Here is a 16,965-nt window from a genome sequence, read left to right as displayed (position 1 = left end):
GTTTAAGTACGCCACTGAATCTTTTCTGCTTCGCCCGCTTCTACTTTCCAATATTCATCTGGATCATCGCCGTCGTTCCAGCCGCCAGCAATGCTTCGAACTTGTGTGTCCATCTCAGAGGATGCCGCATGTGCGCAGTCTAGGTCTTGCGCCCAAGGGCTCTTATCTGATTTCAGCCATACGCTAGCCCATGCTTTGCCGGCCACTTTTTCGTGGATCATGACAGGTACGGAGTGATCACCGAAGCGAAGGTTCAGCTCGTGGATATTGCCTTTAGAGGAGATGATATCCATTTGGTCTGCATGTGACTGAAGCCAATTAGTGATTGAATCAAAAGAGCGATTCTTTACGTAGATTTCGATATCAGGGTGTCGGGTGTCAGTCATTTTTGTCGTCGCTAATAAAACGGATGATACGTAGTACGCTGAGGCTAAGATAACCTATGGCCGCCAGTATGATCCCTGCCACTATGATGATCAAGCCAATCAGGGCAAGAATCTCTTGAGCTACTGAGCTTTTCAATGCAAATTCGGCAGCGCCTAGGATAAGTACGCCGACAAAGAAGGCGACAAAGCCGATGCCAAAGATCACTAAATTTTGGCGAGGGTTGTCGGCTCTATGTTTTAGCCAGCGTTTCAGGGTTTGCTTCATAAGCGGGTAAATACGCCCAAATTCACATCTAGGGTGAGATCTAGCTGTTCTTGGTCGATGATCTTTTGTTGTGCTTCAGCTTTGAGGCGCTGGCCGTGCGGGGTCATAGCCAATAGGGTGCTGATCTGCTCTGAGCTATTGAGAGAAAATTGGTAGTTAACCGTTATTTGTTTAGATAACTCAAACTGCTCTTTTAGCGTATCCACCGGATTAAAGTGGCTCTCTCTAATCTCACTGTAGATCAGTTTGCGTAGTTCGATCAGATGATCGGCACCCGGCCAAGCAACAATTAAACTGCTGCCGACTTTCATGGGCTTAGCCAGTGCTTCAGGCATTAAGCGGCTGAAGAGCACCAGTTGTAGGTCGAGCGACTGATCCGGTACTGGTGTGTCAGCACCGGAAGCGACTAACCATTGAATCTCTTTGGTTCGAGCACAAGCAGCTTTTACCGCATGTTTGGAGATATCTAAGCCAGTGAGCTCCACAGATTGGCCGTTGGATAACAGGTGCTGGTGGAGACGGTCTGTGTAGTAACCTTCACCGCAGCCCATATCTAAAATGCGAGCGTTCTCTGTGCCTTTTATTTCGTCTAAAGCAAGCTGATTGATCTGGTCGGAGAGTGCTTGGTAGTAGCCGCCATCTAAAAACTGACGGCGGGCTTGTACCATCTCTGTATTATCGCCCGGATCTTTTGAGCGCTTTTTGTGGACTAGTAATAGATTCCAATAGCCCTGACGTGCTGCATCGAAACTATGATTGTTTTCGCAGCGCATATTTTTGCCCTGCTGTGAAAGCAAGGATTTACAAACAGGGCAAGTGAGTTGCATGACTAGTCCTTAACCAGTAGGCGAGCCATAACGTTCTCGTAAAGATCAGATAGGGTATCTAGATCTTTGCAACTGATCCGCTCGTTCACTTTGTGGATAGTCGCATTGATTGGGCCAAGTTCAACCACCTGTGCGCCTGTTGGTGCGATAAAGCGGCCATCAGAAGTACCACCAGACGTGGATAGCTCAGTATCCTGACCTGTGATTGCTTTAATCGATTGCTGACATGCTTCAACCAAATCGCCTTCAGCGGTTAGGAATGGGTTGCCAGAAAGTGTCCAGTCGATATCCCACTCTAGGTTGTGCTTGTCTAGGATATCGCGAACACGGGTTTTTAGTTCATCTGCGGTTACTTCGGTGGAGAAACGGAAGTTGAACATGATATCCACATGACCTGGTACAACGTTGGTTACACCTGTACCACCGTTGATATTAGAGATCTGAAAGCTTGTTGGTGGGAAGAAATCGTTACCTTCATCCCAAACTTCAGCCGCTAGTTCTGCCAATGCAGGCGCAGCCATGTGAATTGGATTTTTTACTAGGTGTGGGTATGCAACGTGACCTTGGACACCGCGAACAGTCAGTGCGCCGCCTAGAGAGCCGCGACGACCGTTCTTAATTACATCGCCTACGTGCTCAGTACTTGAAGGTTCACCAACGATACACCAAGTGATTTTCTCGTTACGTGCTTCCAGGTGATCAACTACACGAGTCGTCCCGTTCACCCATGGACCTTCTTCGTCACTGGTGATCAGAAGAGCGATAGAGCCATCGTGATCTGGGTGGTGTTCTACAAAACGCTCTAGTGCTGTAATGAATGCCGCTAGGCTGCCTTTCATATCCGCTGCGCCACGACCGCAAAGCATACCTTGTTCGATATGCGCTTCGAATGGTGGGAACTCCCAGCGCTCTTCAGGGCCAGAAGGAACAACGTCAGTATGACCTGCAAAGCAGAAAACTGGACCAGAATCGCCACGGCGAGCCCAGAAGTTAGATACCTCTTCAAATTGAAGGCGCTCAATTTTGAAGCCTAGGGCCTCTAAGCGTTCAATCATGAGATCCTGACAGCCTGCGTCTTCAGGTGTTACAGAGCGGCGGCTGATTAGGTCTTTGGCCAATTCAATTGTTGGAGAGAGGTGCTGAGTCATAGTGAGGTTCCGTTAGGATGACGCGTGATATGGAGAAAGGCTAAAGCTGGAAGCTAAGCGTTATGAGTGCTGCTTAGTCGAGGCGGAGCTTAGTGAGGAAGCAGAGTTTACATGTAGTAAATGAGCATTCCGAACTAAGCTCCAACGCTGAATAAGCAAGCGCAATAGCTTAGAGCCAGCTTTTAGTTGTGCTTGTGTAGCTCTTCGTTCAACTCAATCGCAGACTTGTTAGTCTTAACTTCGATGCGACCGTTCTGAGAGTTACGACGGAACAATAGGTCTGGCTTGCCAGCAAGGTCAGCAGCTTTAACCGTGCTAACTTCGTTGTTCTGATCGTCAAGGATCGTTACTTTAGAGCCAGCTGTTACGTATAGACCCGCTTCTAGCGTACAACGATCGCCTAGTGGTAGACCTAGACCTGCGTTTGCGCCTAGTAGGCAGTTTTCGCCAACAGAGATCACGACGTTGTTACCGCCAGATAGTGTACCCATAGTAGAGCAGCCACCACCTAGGTCAGAACCGTTACCTACAACAACACCTGCAGAGATACGGCCTTCGATCATGCTTACGCCAAGTGTACCAGCGTTGAAGTTTACGAAGCCTTCGTGCATTACAGTAGTGCCTTCACCTACGTGAGCACCTAAACGTACACGAGAAGCATCACCGATACGGATACCAGCAGGTACAACGTAATCAGTCATTTTAGGGAACTTATCAACAGAGTTAACTGTTAGAACGCGGCCTTGAGCACGTGCAGCTAGCTGACGCTTTGGTAGGTCGTCTAGAGATACAGCGCCTTCGTTAGTCCAAGCAACGTTTGGTAGAAGACCGAAGATACCAGTTAGGTTGATACCGTGTGGCTGAACTAGACGGTGAGAAAGCAAAGAAAGCTTTAGGTAAGCTTCGGCAGTGCTTGTTGGGTTCTCGTCAGACTCAAGGATGCAAAGTACTAGTGGCTGTTGAGTGCCTTCTAGGATCTCTACGATTTCAGCTTGGTCTTCAGCGCCTACAGATAGGAATGCAGCTTCTAGATCTTTTAGCTGAGTTTCTTTGATTTCGATTGCAGCGTTGCCACCTGTGTAGCCAACTTTTTCAGCAACAGCGTTAACCATCGCATCGTCTGCGTTCAGCAGTGGTGCGTTATAATAAACTTCTAGCAGTTCGCCAGCAGAGGACTTAGTGCCTACACCCAAACCGAATGCAAAATTCGCCATGATATTCTCCAGAAATATAAAATTTAAAATTCGTTACGTTGTTGCAGCGCGCTTAGCTGAAAAGCGCTGCGTATTCTGTATCTTTAAAACCTACTTTGCGTTCACTTCCGGTATCCAGAAGCGGGCGCTTGATCATTGCTGGGTGCTCCAGCATTAGTGCAATGGCAGAGGCTTCATCAATATTGTTCTTTACTTCGTCTGGCTGCTGACGCCATGTAGTACCGCGCTTATTTAGCAGTAGTTCCCAACCTAGCTCATCGACCCAAGTTTTAAGCTGTGCTTCTTCTAGGCCGTTTTTGCGGTAATCGTGGAACTGGTAATCAACACCGTTCGCTTCCAGCCATTTCTTAGCTTTCTTGATTGTGTCGCAGTTAGGAATGCCATACATAGTAATCATATGGGGATTAATCTCCGGCCTTAAAGTGATTCGACGTATTCGCGGATACGATTTGCTGCTTCTACGCACTCCTCAACGGTTGCAACTAGTGCCATACGTACAAAACCCGCACCCGGAAGGATGCCATCAGTTTCGCGAGATAGGTAGCTACCCGGAAGTACAGTTACGTTTTGTGAAGCGAACAAACCTTGTGCGAATTTATCATCAGCAATCGGTGTTTTAACCCACAGGTAGAAGCTCGCATCTGGGCGCTGAACTTCCATTACAGGCTCTAGGATACGGATAACGCTGTCGAACTTGTGACGGTACTGGTCACGGTTATCGAGTACGTGATCTTCATCGTTCCATGCTGCAATAGACGCTAGCTGATGCTGAATCGGCATAGAGCAACCGTGGTATGTACGGTAAGACAGGAACGGTTGTAGCAGTTTTGCATCGCCTGCAACAAAGCCTGAGCGTAGACCCGGTAGGTTAGAGCGCTTGGACAGGCTGTGCATAACAATACAGTTTTTGTAATCGTCACGGCCAAGCTCTGCGCATGCTTGTAGAAGACCTACTGGCGCGTTCTCTTCGTCTAGGTAGATCTCGGAGTAACATTCATCAGATGCTACGATGAAATCGTATTTGTCAGAAAGCGCTATCAACTTCTTCAATGTTTCCAGATCAGTTACTGCACCTGTTGGGTTGCTTGGAGAACATAGGAATAATAGCTGGCAGCGCTGCCATACATCTTCCGGTACAGCGTCGTAATCAGGGATAAAGTCGTTTTCTGGCAGGCAGTTTAGGTAATATGGCTCTGCGCCAGATAGGTACGCTGCACCTTCATAGATCTGATAAAACGGGTTTGGAGATACCACCAATGCGTCAGGCGCGCGATTAACTGCTGCTTGTGTAAAAGCGAAGATAGCTTCACGTGTACCGTTAACAGGCAGCACGTGATCGTCAGCCGTTAGCGTGTTTTCATTCAGGCTGAAGCGACGTGTGCACCAATCGGCAATTGCTTGGCGTAGCTCTGGCAACCCTTTAGTTGTAGGGTAGTTTGCCAGCTTGCCCATGTTTTCAATTAGGCACTCTGCCACGAATGGAGGTGACGGGTGTTTCGGTTCGCCGATAGAAAGTGCGATGTGCTCTTTATCCGAAGGCGGTGTTACTTCCGCTTTCAGCGCAGTCAATTTTTCAAATGGGTATGGCTGTAACAGACTCAGATCGCGATTCATACGGGTCCTTTAAGTGCCCAAGCAGGGGCTCACTAATGAAAAGATGAAGCAAAATTAGGCGCAAAATTATACCTGAGAACAGCACTAGGATTAAGACCTAATTTTTCGCCTTAAAATATAACCTTTTGTAGATTTTAGGCGGTATTTCGCAGTTTATGGCTTTGAATAGGTGTGAAGATATGATCAAACCGAACTATGCTGATGGATATCACAAAAAAGGTAGGGTTTTATGACTACCGAAAGACGAATATATCCGCGTATCAATACGAATATACCAGCAGAACTTTCCACTCAAGATGGGGTTTCTGTTGACGTCACTCTGATCAACATCAGTTTAGGTGGAATGTTGGTTGAAGGTGGGCCTGATATGAACCAGTTGAGACCGCCTATTGTCGGGGCTCCCCTAGAAATTTATGTCCATTTTGGTCTTAATAATCAGCCGGTACATTGCTTATGCCGAGTGGTGTACAACCAGCGCCAATCTCAACATTGTATGCGCTACGGCTTAGCCATTTTGAGTATTGATGACCAAGCCGCGGAAAGTTTGCAGAGCTTTATTAAATCCAAACTTAACTAGTCACCTGAGGGCTAGCCTCTTCAGGTAGACTAGGTTCTTCAGGTAGATCTAGACTTTTGAGACCGAAAAACTGACGGATATTTTCGATATAGGTCAATGTTGCAGGCACAAATAGAAGAATCAGCAATGTGCCATAAGCTAAGCCGAACACTATTGATACCGCCATCGGGATGAGGAACTGTGCTTGCAGGGAGGTCTCAAACAGAATCGGTGTTAGGCCAGCAATCGTTGTGAGCGAGGTTAGCAGTACCGCACGCAGACGTTGGCAGGCCGCTTCCTCTATTGCTTCTTCAATCGCCAGCCCCTGTTTTCTTAGTTGCTTATAGAACGTCACCAAAACGATTGAGTCATTGATGACGATACCGGATAAGCCGAAGAAGCCGAATAGGGACAAAATGGTTAAGCTTAAGCCCATAATTCCATGGCCTAAAATCGCACCGGTCAGCCCTAGAGGGATTGCTAGCATTACCGCGATTGGCCAACTGTAAGACGCAAATACCCAAGCCAGAATAATAAAGATCAGAACCAGGGCGAGGAGAAGCCCGAGCTTCATATCATCCAGTGTTTCACGTTGACTTTTATTCTTACCTTCAAAGCTGGCTTCGATGCCGTATTGGCTTAACACGCTATCGAGTTTGCCAGTTTTAAGGTCTTCGATTATCTCATCTGCATTGGCTGCGCTTTCATCCAGATCTGCTGTGACTTTGATGGAAAGTTTGCCATCCACGCGGGTTAAGGTATCTAGGCCTTGTTGCGCTCTAAAGGTCACAATATTGCTTAACGGTGTTGTACCGCCATTCGGTAGTACGATTGGAAGCTGTTCTATGCTGCTAAGACGATCTCGCTCCTCTTTCGGCAGTTGGATACGTACCTCAATTTCATCCCGATTATCATAGAAGTTTTGTACTTCCATACCATCAAAGGCGGTACGTAGTTGTCGGCCGACACTGTCCAACGTCATGCCTGCTGATTTCCCCGCAGGTGTTAGCGCGTAGATCAGCTGCGATTTACCAAAGGGGAGATCGTCATCAATATTGTTTAAGCCAACATAGCCTTTTAGCACCTCTTGAAGATCTAAAGAGGCTTGTTTAAGCAGGTGAATATCGGTGCCAGATAGCTTTATCTCGATCGGCTTTCCTGGTGGGCCGCTGGTACTGACATCGATAGAGAATTTCTCTACCCCTGCGGGTACTTGGATTCGGCTACGCCACTCTTTATTAAATTCAGTGGTGGAATATTTACGATAATCACCCGGATTAAACTCTACCAACAGCGATGCAAATTCATCACCGCGGCTACTGGATGAGGTGGTTCTTGAGAAAGATGCATTACGTAAGCGCTGGAAGGCGACTTTAATGTTATCTCCGCCTAAGGCTTTATCGGCATCAGCTAAGGTCTCGTCCAGATGCTGCACAAAGCGCTCAACTTCTGCGAAGTCAGTACCCGAAACAAACTGAACATTGGCGGTCATTACATCGCGTTCAACGGCCGGGAAAAAGGTGAATTTGATCCGCCCACCAGAAACTAAGCCTATGGCGATGATGAACACGGCAAAGGCGCTAGCGATGGTCGCACCGCGATATTTGATCGCAAACTTCACCAGTTTACGGAAGTGGATATCTTTAAAACGGTTAAAGCCATCATCTAAGCGAATACGTAACTTCGAAGGATGAAGGTCTTCTGCTTTCTTGATGCTGTGGTGCAGGTGTCCTGGCAAAATTAGGAAGCACTCAACGAGTGATGCCAGAATTACACAGATCACCACAGTTGGAATATCAATAAGAATGCTGCCGATATGCCCGCCGATCAGAAGTAGCGGCAAGAAGGCTGCGATGGTTGTCATCGACGAAGCCATAACCGGAGCCAACATGCGATGAGCACCGCCGATGGCGGCCTGTAATCCCGGTTCGCCACGTTGCACGTGGGTTAGGGTGTCTTCTCCGACCACAATGGCATCATCTACGATTATCCCCAGTGCCATGATCAAGCCAAACAGGCTGATCATATTGATGGTGCCGCCAATGCCATAAAGGATAGCTAGCGTGGCCATAAAGGAGACCGGGATACCGATGGTGACCCAAAACGCTACGCGAGCATTAAGGAATAGAAACAGAATGGCGATCACTAGGATCAAACCACCTAAGCCGTTTTTCAGCAGTAGATTGATACGCTGTTGAACCGGTTGCCAACGCTCATCATAGGTAACCATAGTGATGTTAGATGGCAGTGTCGGACGCGTTTCCTCTATCCATTTATTGAGAATGTCGGCCGATTTCAGCGTGTCTTGATTTTCGGTTCGACGAAGGCGAATCATGACCGCAGGTTCGCCTTTGTATTTTAAAAGAACCTGATTGTCTTTAGTGCCTAGAGATACATCAGCGATATCACCAAGTCTGACTAATCGGCCATTACTGTCGGTAATAATCGGCAGTTGGCGGAAGCCTTCTACATCTCTTTGCTGATTTAGACTGCGGATCTGACGTGAACCATCACCCTTGGCGGCGGTACCTGCTGGCAGGTCTAAACTGCGTAGGCGGATGCTATTGGCTACCTGCATCATTGTCATATCCAACTCATTGAGTTGGGCCGCCGGTAGTTCTATTTGAATCTGTTTTTCCGGTAAGCCGGTAAAGTCGACTTTGTTGATACCTCGATCTAATAGCTCTTGTTCAAAACGCTGTGCAAAAGGGCGAAGCTCTTCTATGGAGCCATTTGAAGAGCTAAGGATAAGGCTGGCGATCTGCTCATAGCGCAGGATACGTTGTACCAGTGGCTCGTTGATATCAGAGGGTAGCTCGCTACGGACATTGTCTATCTTCTGCTTTACCTCATCTAAGAGGTAATCAACGTCACTGTCTTCATCCACCTCTATACGAATCGAGGCTGAGCCTTGGATTGCAGTTGAATATAAGGTTTCGATGCCTGTGAGGGATTTTAGCGATTCCTCAACAGGCAATACGATTGAACTCTCAATATCCTCTGCAGCCGCGCCACTCCAAGGTACGGAAACTGTAATCACATCGCGTTCGAACGATGGGAAGAACTGTGTGTTGAGTTTATTTAGGCCCCAAATACCGGCCAAAATCATCAGCAGCATGAATAGATTGGCAGCAACGCGATGACTTGCGAAAACAGCAGTGAGGTTCTGCAGTGGGCCTTGGTAGTTATTCATCTTTCGCACCAGTTGCAGCGACTACCTCGGGCGCGTTTACGTCTTTAACTCTGAGTCCAGAAATAGCATTCGGCAGTTGAGTTGTAATGATCTGGTCACCACTCAAAAGCTGAGGGCTGCGAATAAGCACAACAGGGTTACCTTGTTGATCACTACTGTCACCAATACGTTCAACGTCGAGTCCTTGCATACGACCATCTTTGAGCAGATAGATACGGTTTAAACCATAAAGCGCCATAGGTGGAAGCGCGATTGTCTGTTCTACAGCAGGTAGATCTACGGCGATCGCTAAGGAGCGGCCAGGTTCAGGCACATTTTGCTTGTCGGTGATTTTGAAGAGGGCGTCAACACCGGCACGACCACCATCAACTTCGGCAGCGATGCGATCAAGTTCTAGCTTTAGCGTCTCTCCATCCAACTGAGCGGTAGCTTGAATGACGGAGTTTATTTCTCGATTGCGAAGGTTAGCTAATACTCTATTAGGGATTTGAGCACGCACTTCTAAACGATCGGTACTATATAGATCTAGCAGTGGATCACCGGCACGAACGCGATTCCCAGGCGCTACATGTAAGCGTGCAACCCGGCCTATAAACGGTGCCTTAATGGCGGTGCGATCAAGGTCCAATATTGCCGCATCTAAAAGGCTTGTGGCGCGTTTTAATTGTGACTCTAGCTGAGCTAAACGGTTGGGGTGATCAGCAATGGCTTGTTCCCGTTGAGTGACTGCTAGGGTCTGCTGGTGGTATGCACTACGTGCACTATCAAGTTGATCCTGACTGCTTACTTTACGTTTGATCAGGTTTTGGTAGCGAGTAACTGCTTTAAGGCTTAATTGCTGTAGCTTTTGTTCAATCGCTAATGATTTCTGATCAGTTTGATAACGTATTTTTTCGGCATCAATCTGTGCTTTAAAACTATCGACATCAGCTTGGCGTTGCGCGACTAGCAGTTGAGCATCACTGCTGTCGAGCTGAATGAGTGCTTCATTCAAGGCGATGTTTTTACCTTCATCGGTATCTACCGCCTCGACAAAAGCTGTGACAGCCGCGGTGATATGGGTCATGCGTGGAGATTCGACTTTGCCGTATAGAACGAGGTTAGGCTGGTGGATACTGGGTTCTGCCGAGATGGTTTTTACGCTCCATACTTTCTCTTCGATCTTTTTCGAAGGAGCCTGAGGTTTGGTACTTTTAAGGAAATAGAAGACCCCGCAGGCGAAGGCAAAGATAATCAGAGGGATCAATCGCCTAATCCAAATAGATGAACTAGATGAGGTAGTGCTGCTCATATTGTTTTCCATTGCTCAGGTGGAAATGTGACTTAGGAACATAGTAGCTGAATATGATCTACAGGTTCAGCAATTGTTGCGTTTCTTTACAATTTTAGTGTGCATGCTAACTTATTGAAATTGCTTAAATCAGGAGGCCCTATGCATACGGATAGCATACGTTGTTTAAACCCTGTTGGATTTCATCAGATGGTGTATCACGAATGGGGAAGCGCCGAGAACGATCGAGTGATCGTCTGTGTGCATGGTTTAGCACGTAATAGCCGCGACTTTGATGAGCTAGCCTTGGCTTTGTCTCGTGATTACCGTGTGATCTGTCCTGATATTGTTGGGCGTGGAGAAAGCGATTGGTTGCCTGCTGGGCAGGTGTATGGCATACCTCAGTATCTTAATGATATTACAGCGCTTTTAGCGCGTTTAAATGTAGATAAGGTGGACTGGGTAGGTACCTCGATGGGCGGGATTATTGGTATGTGCTTAGCCGCTCTGCCGAACTCGCCAATCAAACATCTAGTGCTCAATGATATAGGGGCGTTTGTTCCCGCCAGCTCCCTTAAGCGCATCTCTGAGTATCTGGGTGACAAGCAGTTCCAGTCTCTATCTGAGGTTGAGGCCTATATGCGCGATACTTATGAATCTTTTAAGCATCTGACTGACCGACAGTGGCACCACCTTGCTAAGCATGGTTCGCGCTTAGATGAAAATGAGGTTTACCATCTTCATTACGACCCCGCTATTGCACAAGCTACCGCGGATGCTTCATCAGAGGATGTCGACCTTTGGCCCGTATGGTCGGCGATTAATATCCCGCAGTTACTGATTTGGGGTGAAGAATCGGATGTCTTGCAGGAAGAAACCGTGCGTAAGATGCAGGCAAACGATAAACTAGAGCTAATCTCCATTCCGGGTATCCCTCACGTGCCATCCTTGATGGAATCAGAGCAGATTCATCAAGTACAAAACTGGTTACGTGAACACCGTAAAGATTAATCGTAGAGGAACTATCTATGGGCGTAATAACTCGCTGGCCCCAAGATCAGTTGTGTTTGAGTTACCGTGAGCGTGAGGATGCAGTTGCTGCGGTAGAGAAGGCATTTGCTTCGACATTGGAATCGTTGAAAGTAGATATCGGTCTGGTGGACATGTTTGAGGCGATCTATGTGCCTCTAGGTGCGTGGATTACTTGTCGTAAACGGCAAAAAGATGGCCCTTTAGTTATCGGTATCAATGGTGCTCAAGGTGCTGGTAAATCGACACTATTCAATCTGTTGGAAGTTATTCTGACCGAAGGGTTCGGTTTGAAGGTCGTTGGTTTTTCTATCGACGATCTATACAAAACCTACAATGAGCGTGTTGAGCTTTCTGAAACAATCCATCCTCTGCTTCGTACCCGAGGCGTGCCTGGCACGCATGATGTAGATCTAGGTATCGAAATCTTAAACTCTCTTAAGAACAGTACCGATGAGAGTGTCACCAAAATCCCTGTGTTCGATAAATCGACGGATGATCGCTGTCAGGCGTCGGTATGGCAGGAGTGGGTTGGGCCAGCGGATGTCATCGTCCTAGAAGGTTGGTGTGTAGGTGCTGATCCGCAAAAGCCAGAGGAGTTGGTGGATGCGATTAATGAATTAGAGCAGGAGAAGGATCCTAACGGAGAGTGGCGTGAATACGTGAACACTCAGTTGGGTGGCCCTTATCAGGCTCTGTACTCCATGTTGGATGTCTTGGTGATGTTGAAAGTACCGAGCATGGATGCAGTATTTGAATGGCGTTCTCTGCAAGAGAAAAAGCTCGCTGAGCGAGTGAAATACATCTACGACACGCAGCAGCCAACAGAGCATCTGCGCATCATGGATGAAGAGCAGATCAAAAGTTTTATACAGCATTATGAGCGACTGACTCGTCACATGTTAGAAGAGATGCCGCAAAGGGCAGATGTCACTCTATGCCTCAATGACAATCATAAGATCGCTGAGATTATGATTAATAACCCTCTACAGAGTTGTGGTTAAGGACAGAAATGATTTCCAAAGTTAAGTTAGGCTTTTTATCGATCCTGATGGTTGCGTTAGTTGGCTGTCAGAGCGCGTATTACTCTGCGATGGAGCAGGTGGGTATCCATAAGCGCGATATCTTAGTTGATCGTGTCGAAGACGCACGTGAGTCTCAAGAAGATGCGCAAGAGCAGTTTAAAGACGCCTTAGAACAGTTTCGTTCTGTCGTGAGCTTTGATGGCGGTGAGCTGGATGCAGTCTATAACCGCCTACAAGCTGAGTACGACGACAGCGTTGCAGCGGCAGAGGATGTTACGGCGCGTATCAAAAAAGTAGAGCAGGTTTCTGAAGATCTATTTGAAGAGTGGGAAGAGGAACTGACCAAGTACTCTAACCGCAAATTAAGAGATCAAAGTGCGGCTAAACTGCGCAGCACTAAAGTCCGTTACGCAGAGTTACTTCGCTCCCTTAAGCGTGCAGAAAAGCGTATGCCGCCGGTGCTAAGCGCGCTACAGGACAATGTGCTATTCCTAAAACATAACCTTAATGCCCAAGCGATAGGCTCCCTTAAAGCCGAGTATCGCGGCATCAAAAGCAATATTGATCTGTTAGTACGTGATATGGAAAAAGCGATCGCAGATTCGGATCGCTTTATCAAACAGATGGAACAAGGCTAATCTTCTGTTCCTAGTCCCCTTCTTGACCTAGGGTTAGATAGGGAAGAACGTCATAGAAGCCGCGCCATGAACAACACGATTTATGGTGCGGTTTGTCTTATCGGCAATCACATCCGCCATCAAATCCTGCGTGCCAATCAGTTTGCCTAAAATTCGTTCGTAGCTGTAATTAGTAATCCCTTCTTCTGAAATACCATTACTCAGAATGTATAAGTTACCTTGCGGGTCTTTGCGGTTATTCAGGTGCCAAGCCACGGATTCTAAATTACGAGCAGAGTTATAGAGCTTCTGTTGATCTAATTCATCCAGAATAAAGATCTCTTTCTTGCCGTTATAGGCTTTGTCTAGCATGCCTGTAACACCCGCCATCAGGGCAAATACACGATCACCTTGATAGTTATCAGAAAATGCTAAAGGCACTGCGTCGGCTCCATCTTTCTGGCCCAGTTCTGGGAATCCGTCCGCTAAACGAGTGATAGGGAATAGTTGTTCTAAACGCTTCTCTACTGTCATCCCTGAGACTTTTTGCAGCTCTTTAGGATTGCGTTTATAGAGTTTTATCGTTAGATCACGGCTGAGTTTGCGTAGGGTTTTGAGGTTGATATCCGCGACCATATCGATATCGGATTTAGCTAGGTTTTTAACGTCAAACGGTTTGGCATTTTTATCCATACAACCAGCGGTAAAGATAAGTACCATAGAGAGTAGTAACAGACGCATAGGATCCCTTATTGATGCGTAGTAAAGTTCCTAAAACTATAAAGGTATAGGGATAGACGATTCAAGAGGAGGCTGGACGACAGTGAAAAGTTTACAGAGCTGGATTGAGCAGCAAGGGCTAAGAATCGTTCGTGAAGAGAGTCTCTCTGGTGGCTGTATTGCTTCGGCTAAACGGGTGGTGCTGAGTGATGGTCAGCAGCTCTTCGTAAAGTCCGTTAGTCATGCAAACGAAAGGATGTTTAAGGCTGAAGCGGCGGGGTTACAGGCTTTATCTGCTTGTACTGAGCTATCCACACCAAAGGTGATCCGGTTTGATCGGGATGGATTGATCTTAGAGTTTATTGAGCAATCTCCCAAGGCAGAAGACTTCGATCAGGTCCTAGGGCGGCAGTTGGCTAACTTGCATCAAATGCCTGCTCCTTCCTTTGGTTTCACTCAAAACACCTTCTGTGGTCCAACAGAACAGCCTAATTCGCAGCTCTACGATGGCTTTGAGTTTTATGCGGAACACCGTTTCGGATACTTGGCGCGCCTCTGTTACGACCGTGGCCTCATTGATACAGAGATCATTGAGGGTATTGAGTCGATCAATAAGCGGCTAAAACAATTAGTTCCAGATCAGAGTCCCGCTTTATTGCATGGCGATCTATGGTCCGGGAATGTGATTGCTAATAGTCAAGGTAAGCCAGTGTTAATAGACCCTGCGGTCTATTGGGGGTGGCCTGAGGCCGACCTTGCGATGACGGATCTCTTTGGCGGTTTTAGATCGGACTTGTATAGCGCCTATCAGGAAGTAGCGCCACTGCACTCTGGGTGGAAAGAGCGATTCTCTTTGTACAATTTATGGCATTTGTTAAACCATCTGTTGCTGTTTGGGGAAAGCTATAGAGCTGATGTGATGGGTGTTGTAGCAAAGTTTAGGTAGTGGACTAAACGTATTTTTGCGACCTTGATTAGTGCTATAGTTGCAGCACATTTCTTGATTAACCTTTCTTGCAAGAGACTTGTATGACGAATAAAGGTGACCTAACGGCTGAACGCCGTGAATATCTGGCGCAGCCTCTGCGACGTGACGATCTGATCAAAGATCCTGTCGCACAGTTTGCCAAGTGGATGGATGATGCACTGGAGGTATCTCCAGATGATGCGACGTCGATGACATTGGCCACAGCTTCTAAAGATGGAATGCCTGCTGCAAGGATCGTGTTGCTGAAGCATTTTGATGAGCAGGGCTTTGCTTGGTATACCGATTACCGTAGTCAGAAAGGGGATGACCTGTCTGAAAATCCTCAAGCCGAAATCATGTTTTATTGGTATGGCTTAGAGCGTCAGGTGCGTATCCGTGGTCAGGTAGAAAAATTAAGCCTTGAACAGGGTAAGCAGTATTTCAACGCGCGCCCGCTAGGTAGCCGTTTGAGTGCAGCTGCGTCTTGCCAAAGTCACCCTGTAGAAAGCCGTGAAGCTTTGGAGCAAGCAGTGCAGAACCTTGCTGATCAATATCCAGAAGGTGATATCCCTCACCCACCAGAATGGGGCGGTTATATTCTCAAACCTACACGTTTTGAGTTTTGGCAGGGCCGAGAGAGCCGTTTACATGATCGTTTCCAGTTCAATTTAGTTGATCAAGAGTGGCAGATTGAGAGGTTGCAGCCATGAGCCAAGAAACAGAGCAAACCTTAGTTAGCGTAGAGCCTCAAGGCGAAGCTACAGCCTGTGTTATCTGGTTGCATGGCCTAGGTGCTGATGGCTTTGATTTTCAGCCTATTGTTCCTTACCTGCGTCTTCCAGAGAACCTAAATGTTAGGTTTCTTTTCCCTCATGCTGAGATCATGCCTGTTACCGTCAATGGTGGCATGGAGATGCGTGCCTGGTATGACATTTTAGAGATGAATATTGACCGTAAGGTTGATAAAGCTTCATTGCTTAAATCCAGTCAGCGAATTGCTAACTTGGTGAATGAGCAGATTGCTCAGGGTATCCCTGCGGATAAAATCCTGTTGGTTGGTTTCTCTCAAGGCGGTGCCGTTGCGTATCAGACAGCGCTAACCTTCGCTGAACCTTTGGCGGGGCTGGTTGCTCTGTCTACTTACATGGCAACAGAAGAAGAGATCGAAGCGTCTCGCACTGATGCCAATAAGGAACTGCCTATCTGGGTTGCTCACGGTACGGTGGATCAGGTTGTACCTGTTCAATTAGGTGAGCAAGCTTATGCCAACCTAGAAAATATGAATTATCAGCCGAGTTGGAATGCGTATCCAATCGGTCATGAAGTCGCGATTGAAGAGATAGAAGCTTTAGGCCGCTGGATGTCGCAAAGACTAGCGGTTTAATCGGAGATAAAAATGAAAGTAGAAAACAACAAGGTAGTGTCTTTTCACTACGCGCTAAAAAACAATGCTGGTGATGTGTTGGATGACTCTCGTGATAGAGAAGCGCTTCCGTATCTACATGGTCATAAAAACATTGTGCCTGGCCTAGAAGCGGCGTTAGAAGGCCGTGAAGTTGGGGATAAGTTTGAAGTTACCCTATCACCTGAGCAGGGCTATGGTCAGCGTGATGAAGCTAAGGTGCAGGTAATTAGTCGTGAATCCTTTGCTGGCTTTGATCAGTTGGAAGTCGGTATGGTGTGTCAGATGGAAGATGATAAAGGTGAATTGCAGCTAGTTGGCATCACAAACATCGATGCTGATGAAGTGACAGTGGATGCGAACCATCCTTTTGCTGGGCTTGAATTGAACTATGCTGTTGAAGTAATCGAAGTGCGGGAGCCGACAGAAGACGAGCTATCTGCCGGCCGTGTAGAGCTTTAAGGGTCAGCTTCGATTAAGGCATAACTCATTATGCTTGATGGTTTGCTGTACTCCACTCCCGCATTCTAAGGAGATAAAAGATGCGTTTGTTACTTGCTTTGTTAATTCCTTGGCTACAGTTTTTTACGATCGGTCGCCCGATAGCTGGAATTGTCTGCCTTATTTTACAGATTACCTTAGTGGGCTGGATTCCAGCAGCAATATGGTCTGTATATGCTTTGAGCCAATATCAGACCGACAAAAAGATTAAAGATGCATTAGATAAATAAC

Annotated in this window: 19 protein-coding genes; 9 read left to right on the top strand and 10 right to left on the bottom strand. The window is 47.1% G+C overall.

Going from position 1 to position 16,965, the window contains the following annotated elements; translation table 11 throughout:
- Nucleotides 1-2: 2 nt before the first annotated feature.
- The 7 genes from ACMXYW_RS13655 to dapC all read right to left on the bottom strand — a co-directional run bounded on the left by ACMXYW_RS13655 (nucleotide 3) and on the right by dapC (nucleotide 5,454).
- Nucleotides 3-386 (bottom strand): hypothetical protein, encoded by a 384-nt coding sequence (locus ACMXYW_RS13655; RefSeq protein ID WP_415882346.1) that lies wholly within the window; start codon nucleotides 384-386, stop codon nucleotides 3-5.
- Nucleotides 379-651 carry a hypothetical protein gene (locus tag ACMXYW_RS13650; protein WP_415882345.1) on the bottom strand — a complete coding sequence of 91 codons (273 nt, stop codon included), beginning with the start codon at nucleotides 649-651 and terminating at the stop codon, nucleotides 379-381. Before ACMXYW_RS13650 ends, ACMXYW_RS13655 begins: the two co-directional genes overlap by 8 nt.
- Nucleotides 648-1,478 carry a putative RNA methyltransferase gene (locus tag ACMXYW_RS13645; RefSeq protein WP_415904408.1) on the bottom strand — a complete coding sequence of 277 codons (831 nt, stop codon included), beginning with the start codon at nucleotides 1,476-1,478 and terminating at the stop codon, nucleotides 648-650. Before ACMXYW_RS13645 ends, ACMXYW_RS13650 begins: the two co-directional genes overlap by 4 nt.
- A gap of 2 nt (nucleotides 1,479-1,480) precedes the next feature.
- Nucleotides 1,481-2,626: a succinyl-diaminopimelate desuccinylase gene (dapE, locus tag ACMXYW_RS13640; protein WP_415885714.1), complete on the bottom strand. Its 1,146-nt coding sequence runs from the start codon at nucleotides 2,624-2,626 to the stop codon at nucleotides 1,481-1,483.
- A gap of 182 nt (nucleotides 2,627-2,808) precedes the next feature.
- Complete coding sequence (dapD, locus tag ACMXYW_RS13635; RefSeq protein WP_415904407.1) at nucleotides 2,809-3,840, bottom strand: 2,3,4,5-tetrahydropyridine-2,6-dicarboxylate N-succinyltransferase; 1,032 nt, start codon at nucleotides 3,838-3,840, stop codon at nucleotides 2,809-2,811.
- Between the two features lie 52 nt (nucleotides 3,841-3,892).
- A complete protein-coding gene (locus ACMXYW_RS13630) occupies nucleotides 3,893-4,237 on the bottom strand; it encodes an ArsC family reductase (protein ID WP_415896925.1) in 345 nt (114 codons plus the stop codon).
- A 20-nt stretch (nucleotides 4,238-4,257) separates the two neighbouring features.
- Entirely contained in the window at nucleotides 4,258-5,454 is a 1,197-nt protein-coding gene (gene dapC / locus ACMXYW_RS13625) for a succinyldiaminopimelate transaminase (protein WP_415904406.1), read from the bottom strand.
- Between the two features lie 229 nt (nucleotides 5,455-5,683).
- On the opposite strand from dapC, the gene ACMXYW_RS13620 reads away from it, so the two are divergent.
- Nucleotides 5,684-6,031: a PilZ domain-containing protein gene (locus ACMXYW_RS13620; RefSeq protein ID WP_415904405.1), complete on the top strand. Its 348-nt coding sequence runs from the start codon at nucleotides 5,684-5,686 to the stop codon at nucleotides 6,029-6,031.
- Here the strand turns inward: ACMXYW_RS13620 and ACMXYW_RS13615 are convergent.
- Together ACMXYW_RS13615 and ACMXYW_RS13610 are read right to left on the bottom strand one after the other, a co-directional pair.
- Nucleotides 6,024-9,203 carry an efflux RND transporter permease subunit gene (locus ACMXYW_RS13615; RefSeq protein WP_415904404.1) on the bottom strand — a complete coding sequence of 1,060 codons (3,180 nt, stop codon included), beginning with the start codon at nucleotides 9,201-9,203 and terminating at the stop codon, nucleotides 6,024-6,026. The genes ACMXYW_RS13620 and ACMXYW_RS13615 overlap by 8 nt on opposite strands.
- Entirely contained in the window at nucleotides 9,196-10,494 is a 1,299-nt protein-coding gene (locus ACMXYW_RS13610) for an efflux RND transporter periplasmic adaptor subunit (RefSeq protein ID WP_415904403.1), read from the bottom strand. The genes ACMXYW_RS13615 and ACMXYW_RS13610 overlap by 8 nt, the downstream gene beginning before the upstream one ends.
- Before the next feature lie 141 nt (nucleotides 10,495-10,635).
- Here ACMXYW_RS13610 and ACMXYW_RS13605 point away from each other — a divergent pair, with 141 nt between their 5' ends.
- The 3 genes from ACMXYW_RS13605 to ACMXYW_RS13595 are packed head-to-tail and all read left to right on the top strand — an operon-like array spanning nucleotide 10,636 to nucleotide 13,165.
- Nucleotides 10,636-11,484 (top strand): alpha/beta fold hydrolase, encoded by an 849-nt coding sequence (locus ACMXYW_RS13605; RefSeq protein ID WP_415904402.1) that lies wholly within the window; start codon nucleotides 10,636-10,638, stop codon nucleotides 11,482-11,484.
- Between the two features lie 17 nt (nucleotides 11,485-11,501).
- Entirely contained in the window at nucleotides 11,502-12,506 is a 1,005-nt protein-coding gene (locus tag ACMXYW_RS13600; protein ID WP_415904401.1) for a hypothetical protein, read from the top strand.
- Nucleotides 12,507-12,514: 8 nt separating this feature from the next.
- Nucleotides 12,515-13,165, top strand: a complete 651-nt coding sequence (locus ACMXYW_RS13595; protein ID WP_415904400.1) for a DUF2959 domain-containing protein — start codon at nucleotides 12,515-12,517, stop codon at nucleotides 13,163-13,165.
- A gap of 33 nt (nucleotides 13,166-13,198) precedes the next feature.
- On the opposite strand, the gene ACMXYW_RS13590 is transcribed toward ACMXYW_RS13595, so the two are convergent.
- Nucleotides 13,199-13,885, bottom strand: a complete 687-nt coding sequence (locus tag ACMXYW_RS13590) for a hypothetical protein (RefSeq protein WP_415904399.1) — start codon at nucleotides 13,883-13,885, stop codon at nucleotides 13,199-13,201.
- Between the two features lie 82 nt (nucleotides 13,886-13,967).
- Here ACMXYW_RS13590 and ACMXYW_RS13585 point away from each other — a divergent pair, with 82 nt between their 5' ends.
- The 5 genes from ACMXYW_RS13585 to ACMXYW_RS13565 all read left to right on the top strand — a co-directional run bounded on the left by ACMXYW_RS13585 (nucleotide 13,968) and on the right by ACMXYW_RS13565 (nucleotide 16,964).
- Entirely contained in the window at nucleotides 13,968-14,810 is an 843-nt protein-coding gene (locus ACMXYW_RS13585; RefSeq protein WP_415904398.1) for a fructosamine kinase family protein, read from the top strand.
- 83 nt (nucleotides 14,811-14,893) lie between these two features.
- Nucleotides 14,894-15,541: a pyridoxamine 5'-phosphate oxidase gene (pdxH, locus tag ACMXYW_RS13580; RefSeq protein ID WP_415885702.1), complete on the top strand. Its 648-nt coding sequence runs from the start codon at nucleotides 14,894-14,896 to the stop codon at nucleotides 15,539-15,541.
- The gene (locus ACMXYW_RS13575; RefSeq protein ID WP_415904397.1) at nucleotides 15,538-16,215 is read left to right on the top strand and encodes an alpha/beta hydrolase; all 678 of its coding nucleotides are present in this window, start codon (nucleotides 15,538-15,540) and stop codon (nucleotides 16,213-16,215) included. The genes pdxH and ACMXYW_RS13575 overlap by 4 nt, the downstream gene beginning before the upstream one ends.
- 12 nt (nucleotides 16,216-16,227) lie before the next feature.
- A complete protein-coding gene (locus ACMXYW_RS13570; RefSeq protein WP_415882328.1) occupies nucleotides 16,228-16,695 on the top strand; it encodes an FKBP-type peptidyl-prolyl cis-trans isomerase in 468 nt (155 codons plus the stop codon).
- An 80-nt stretch (nucleotides 16,696-16,775) separates the two neighbouring features.
- On the top strand, nucleotides 16,776-16,964 hold the full coding sequence (locus tag ACMXYW_RS13565) for a YqaE/Pmp3 family membrane protein (RefSeq protein WP_415882327.1): 189 nt from the start codon (nucleotides 16,776-16,778) through the stop codon (nucleotides 16,962-16,964).
- Nucleotide 16,965: the final 1 nt, after the last annotated feature.

The organism is Neptuniibacter sp. QD48_55 (assembly GCF_047778115.1).
In the GTDB taxonomy this organism is placed as follows: Bacteria; Pseudomonadota; Gammaproteobacteria; order Pseudomonadales; family Balneatricaceae; genus Neptuniibacter.
Note: the sequence above shows the minus strand (reverse complement) of the source record. Positions and strands in the feature narration are given on the sequence as shown.

What these genes read in the sequence shown, in the direction of transcription:
- ACMXYW_RS13655 (WP_415882346.1), bottom strand. Translation starts at nt 386, where the DNA reads ATGACTGACACCCGACACCCTGATATCGAAATCTACGTAAAGAATCGC.
- ACMXYW_RS13605 (WP_415904402.1), top strand. Translation starts at nt 10,636, where the DNA reads ATGCATACGGATAGCATACGTTGTTTAAACCCTGTTGGATTTCATCAG.
- ACMXYW_RS13650 (WP_415882345.1), bottom strand. Translation starts at nt 651, where the DNA reads ATGAAGCAAACCCTGAAACGCTGGCTAAAACATAGAGCCGACAACCCT.
- ACMXYW_RS13565 (WP_415882327.1), top strand. Translation starts at nt 16,776, where the DNA reads ATGCGTTTGTTACTTGCTTTGTTAATTCCTTGGCTACAGTTTTTTACG.
- ACMXYW_RS13600 (WP_415904401.1), top strand. Translation starts at nt 11,502, where the DNA reads ATGGGCGTAATAACTCGCTGGCCCCAAGATCAGTTGTGTTTGAGTTAC.
- dapC (WP_415904406.1), bottom strand. Translation starts at nt 5,454, where the DNA reads ATGAATCGCGATCTGAGTCTGTTACAGCCATACCCATTTGAAAAATTG.
- ACMXYW_RS13595 (WP_415904400.1), top strand. Translation starts at nt 12,515, where the DNA reads ATGATTTCCAAAGTTAAGTTAGGCTTTTTATCGATCCTGATGGTTGCG.
- ACMXYW_RS13630 (WP_415896925.1), bottom strand. Translation starts at nt 4,237, where the DNA reads ATGATTACTATGTATGGCATTCCTAACTGCGACACAATCAAGAAAGCT.
- ACMXYW_RS13645 (WP_415904408.1), bottom strand. Translation starts at nt 1,478, where the DNA reads ATGCAACTCACTTGCCCTGTTTGTAAATCCTTGCTTTCACAGCAGGGC.
- dapE (WP_415885714.1), bottom strand. Translation starts at nt 2,626, where the DNA reads ATGACTCAGCACCTCTCTCCAACAATTGAATTGGCCAAAGACCTAATC.
- ACMXYW_RS13610 (WP_415904403.1), bottom strand. Translation starts at nt 10,494, where the DNA reads ATGAGCAGCACTACCTCATCTAGTTCATCTATTTGGATTAGGCGATTG.
- dapD (WP_415904407.1), bottom strand. Translation starts at nt 3,840, where the DNA reads ATGGCGAATTTTGCATTCGGTTTGGGTGTAGGCACTAAGTCCTCTGCT.
- ACMXYW_RS13615 (WP_415904404.1), bottom strand. Translation starts at nt 9,203, where the DNA reads ATGAATAACTACCAAGGCCCACTGCAGAACCTCACTGCTGTTTTCGCA.
- ACMXYW_RS13570 (WP_415882328.1), top strand. Translation starts at nt 16,228, where the DNA reads ATGAAAGTAGAAAACAACAAGGTAGTGTCTTTTCACTACGCGCTAAAA.
- ACMXYW_RS13575 (WP_415904397.1), top strand. Translation starts at nt 15,538, where the DNA reads ATGAGCCAAGAAACAGAGCAAACCTTAGTTAGCGTAGAGCCTCAAGGC.
- ACMXYW_RS13590 (WP_415904399.1), bottom strand. Translation starts at nt 13,885, where the DNA reads ATGCGTCTGTTACTACTCTCTATGGTACTTATCTTTACCGCTGGTTGT.
- pdxH (WP_415885702.1), top strand. Translation starts at nt 14,894, where the DNA reads ATGACGAATAAAGGTGACCTAACGGCTGAACGCCGTGAATATCTGGCG.
- ACMXYW_RS13620 (WP_415904405.1), top strand. Translation starts at nt 5,684, where the DNA reads ATGACTACCGAAAGACGAATATATCCGCGTATCAATACGAATATACCA.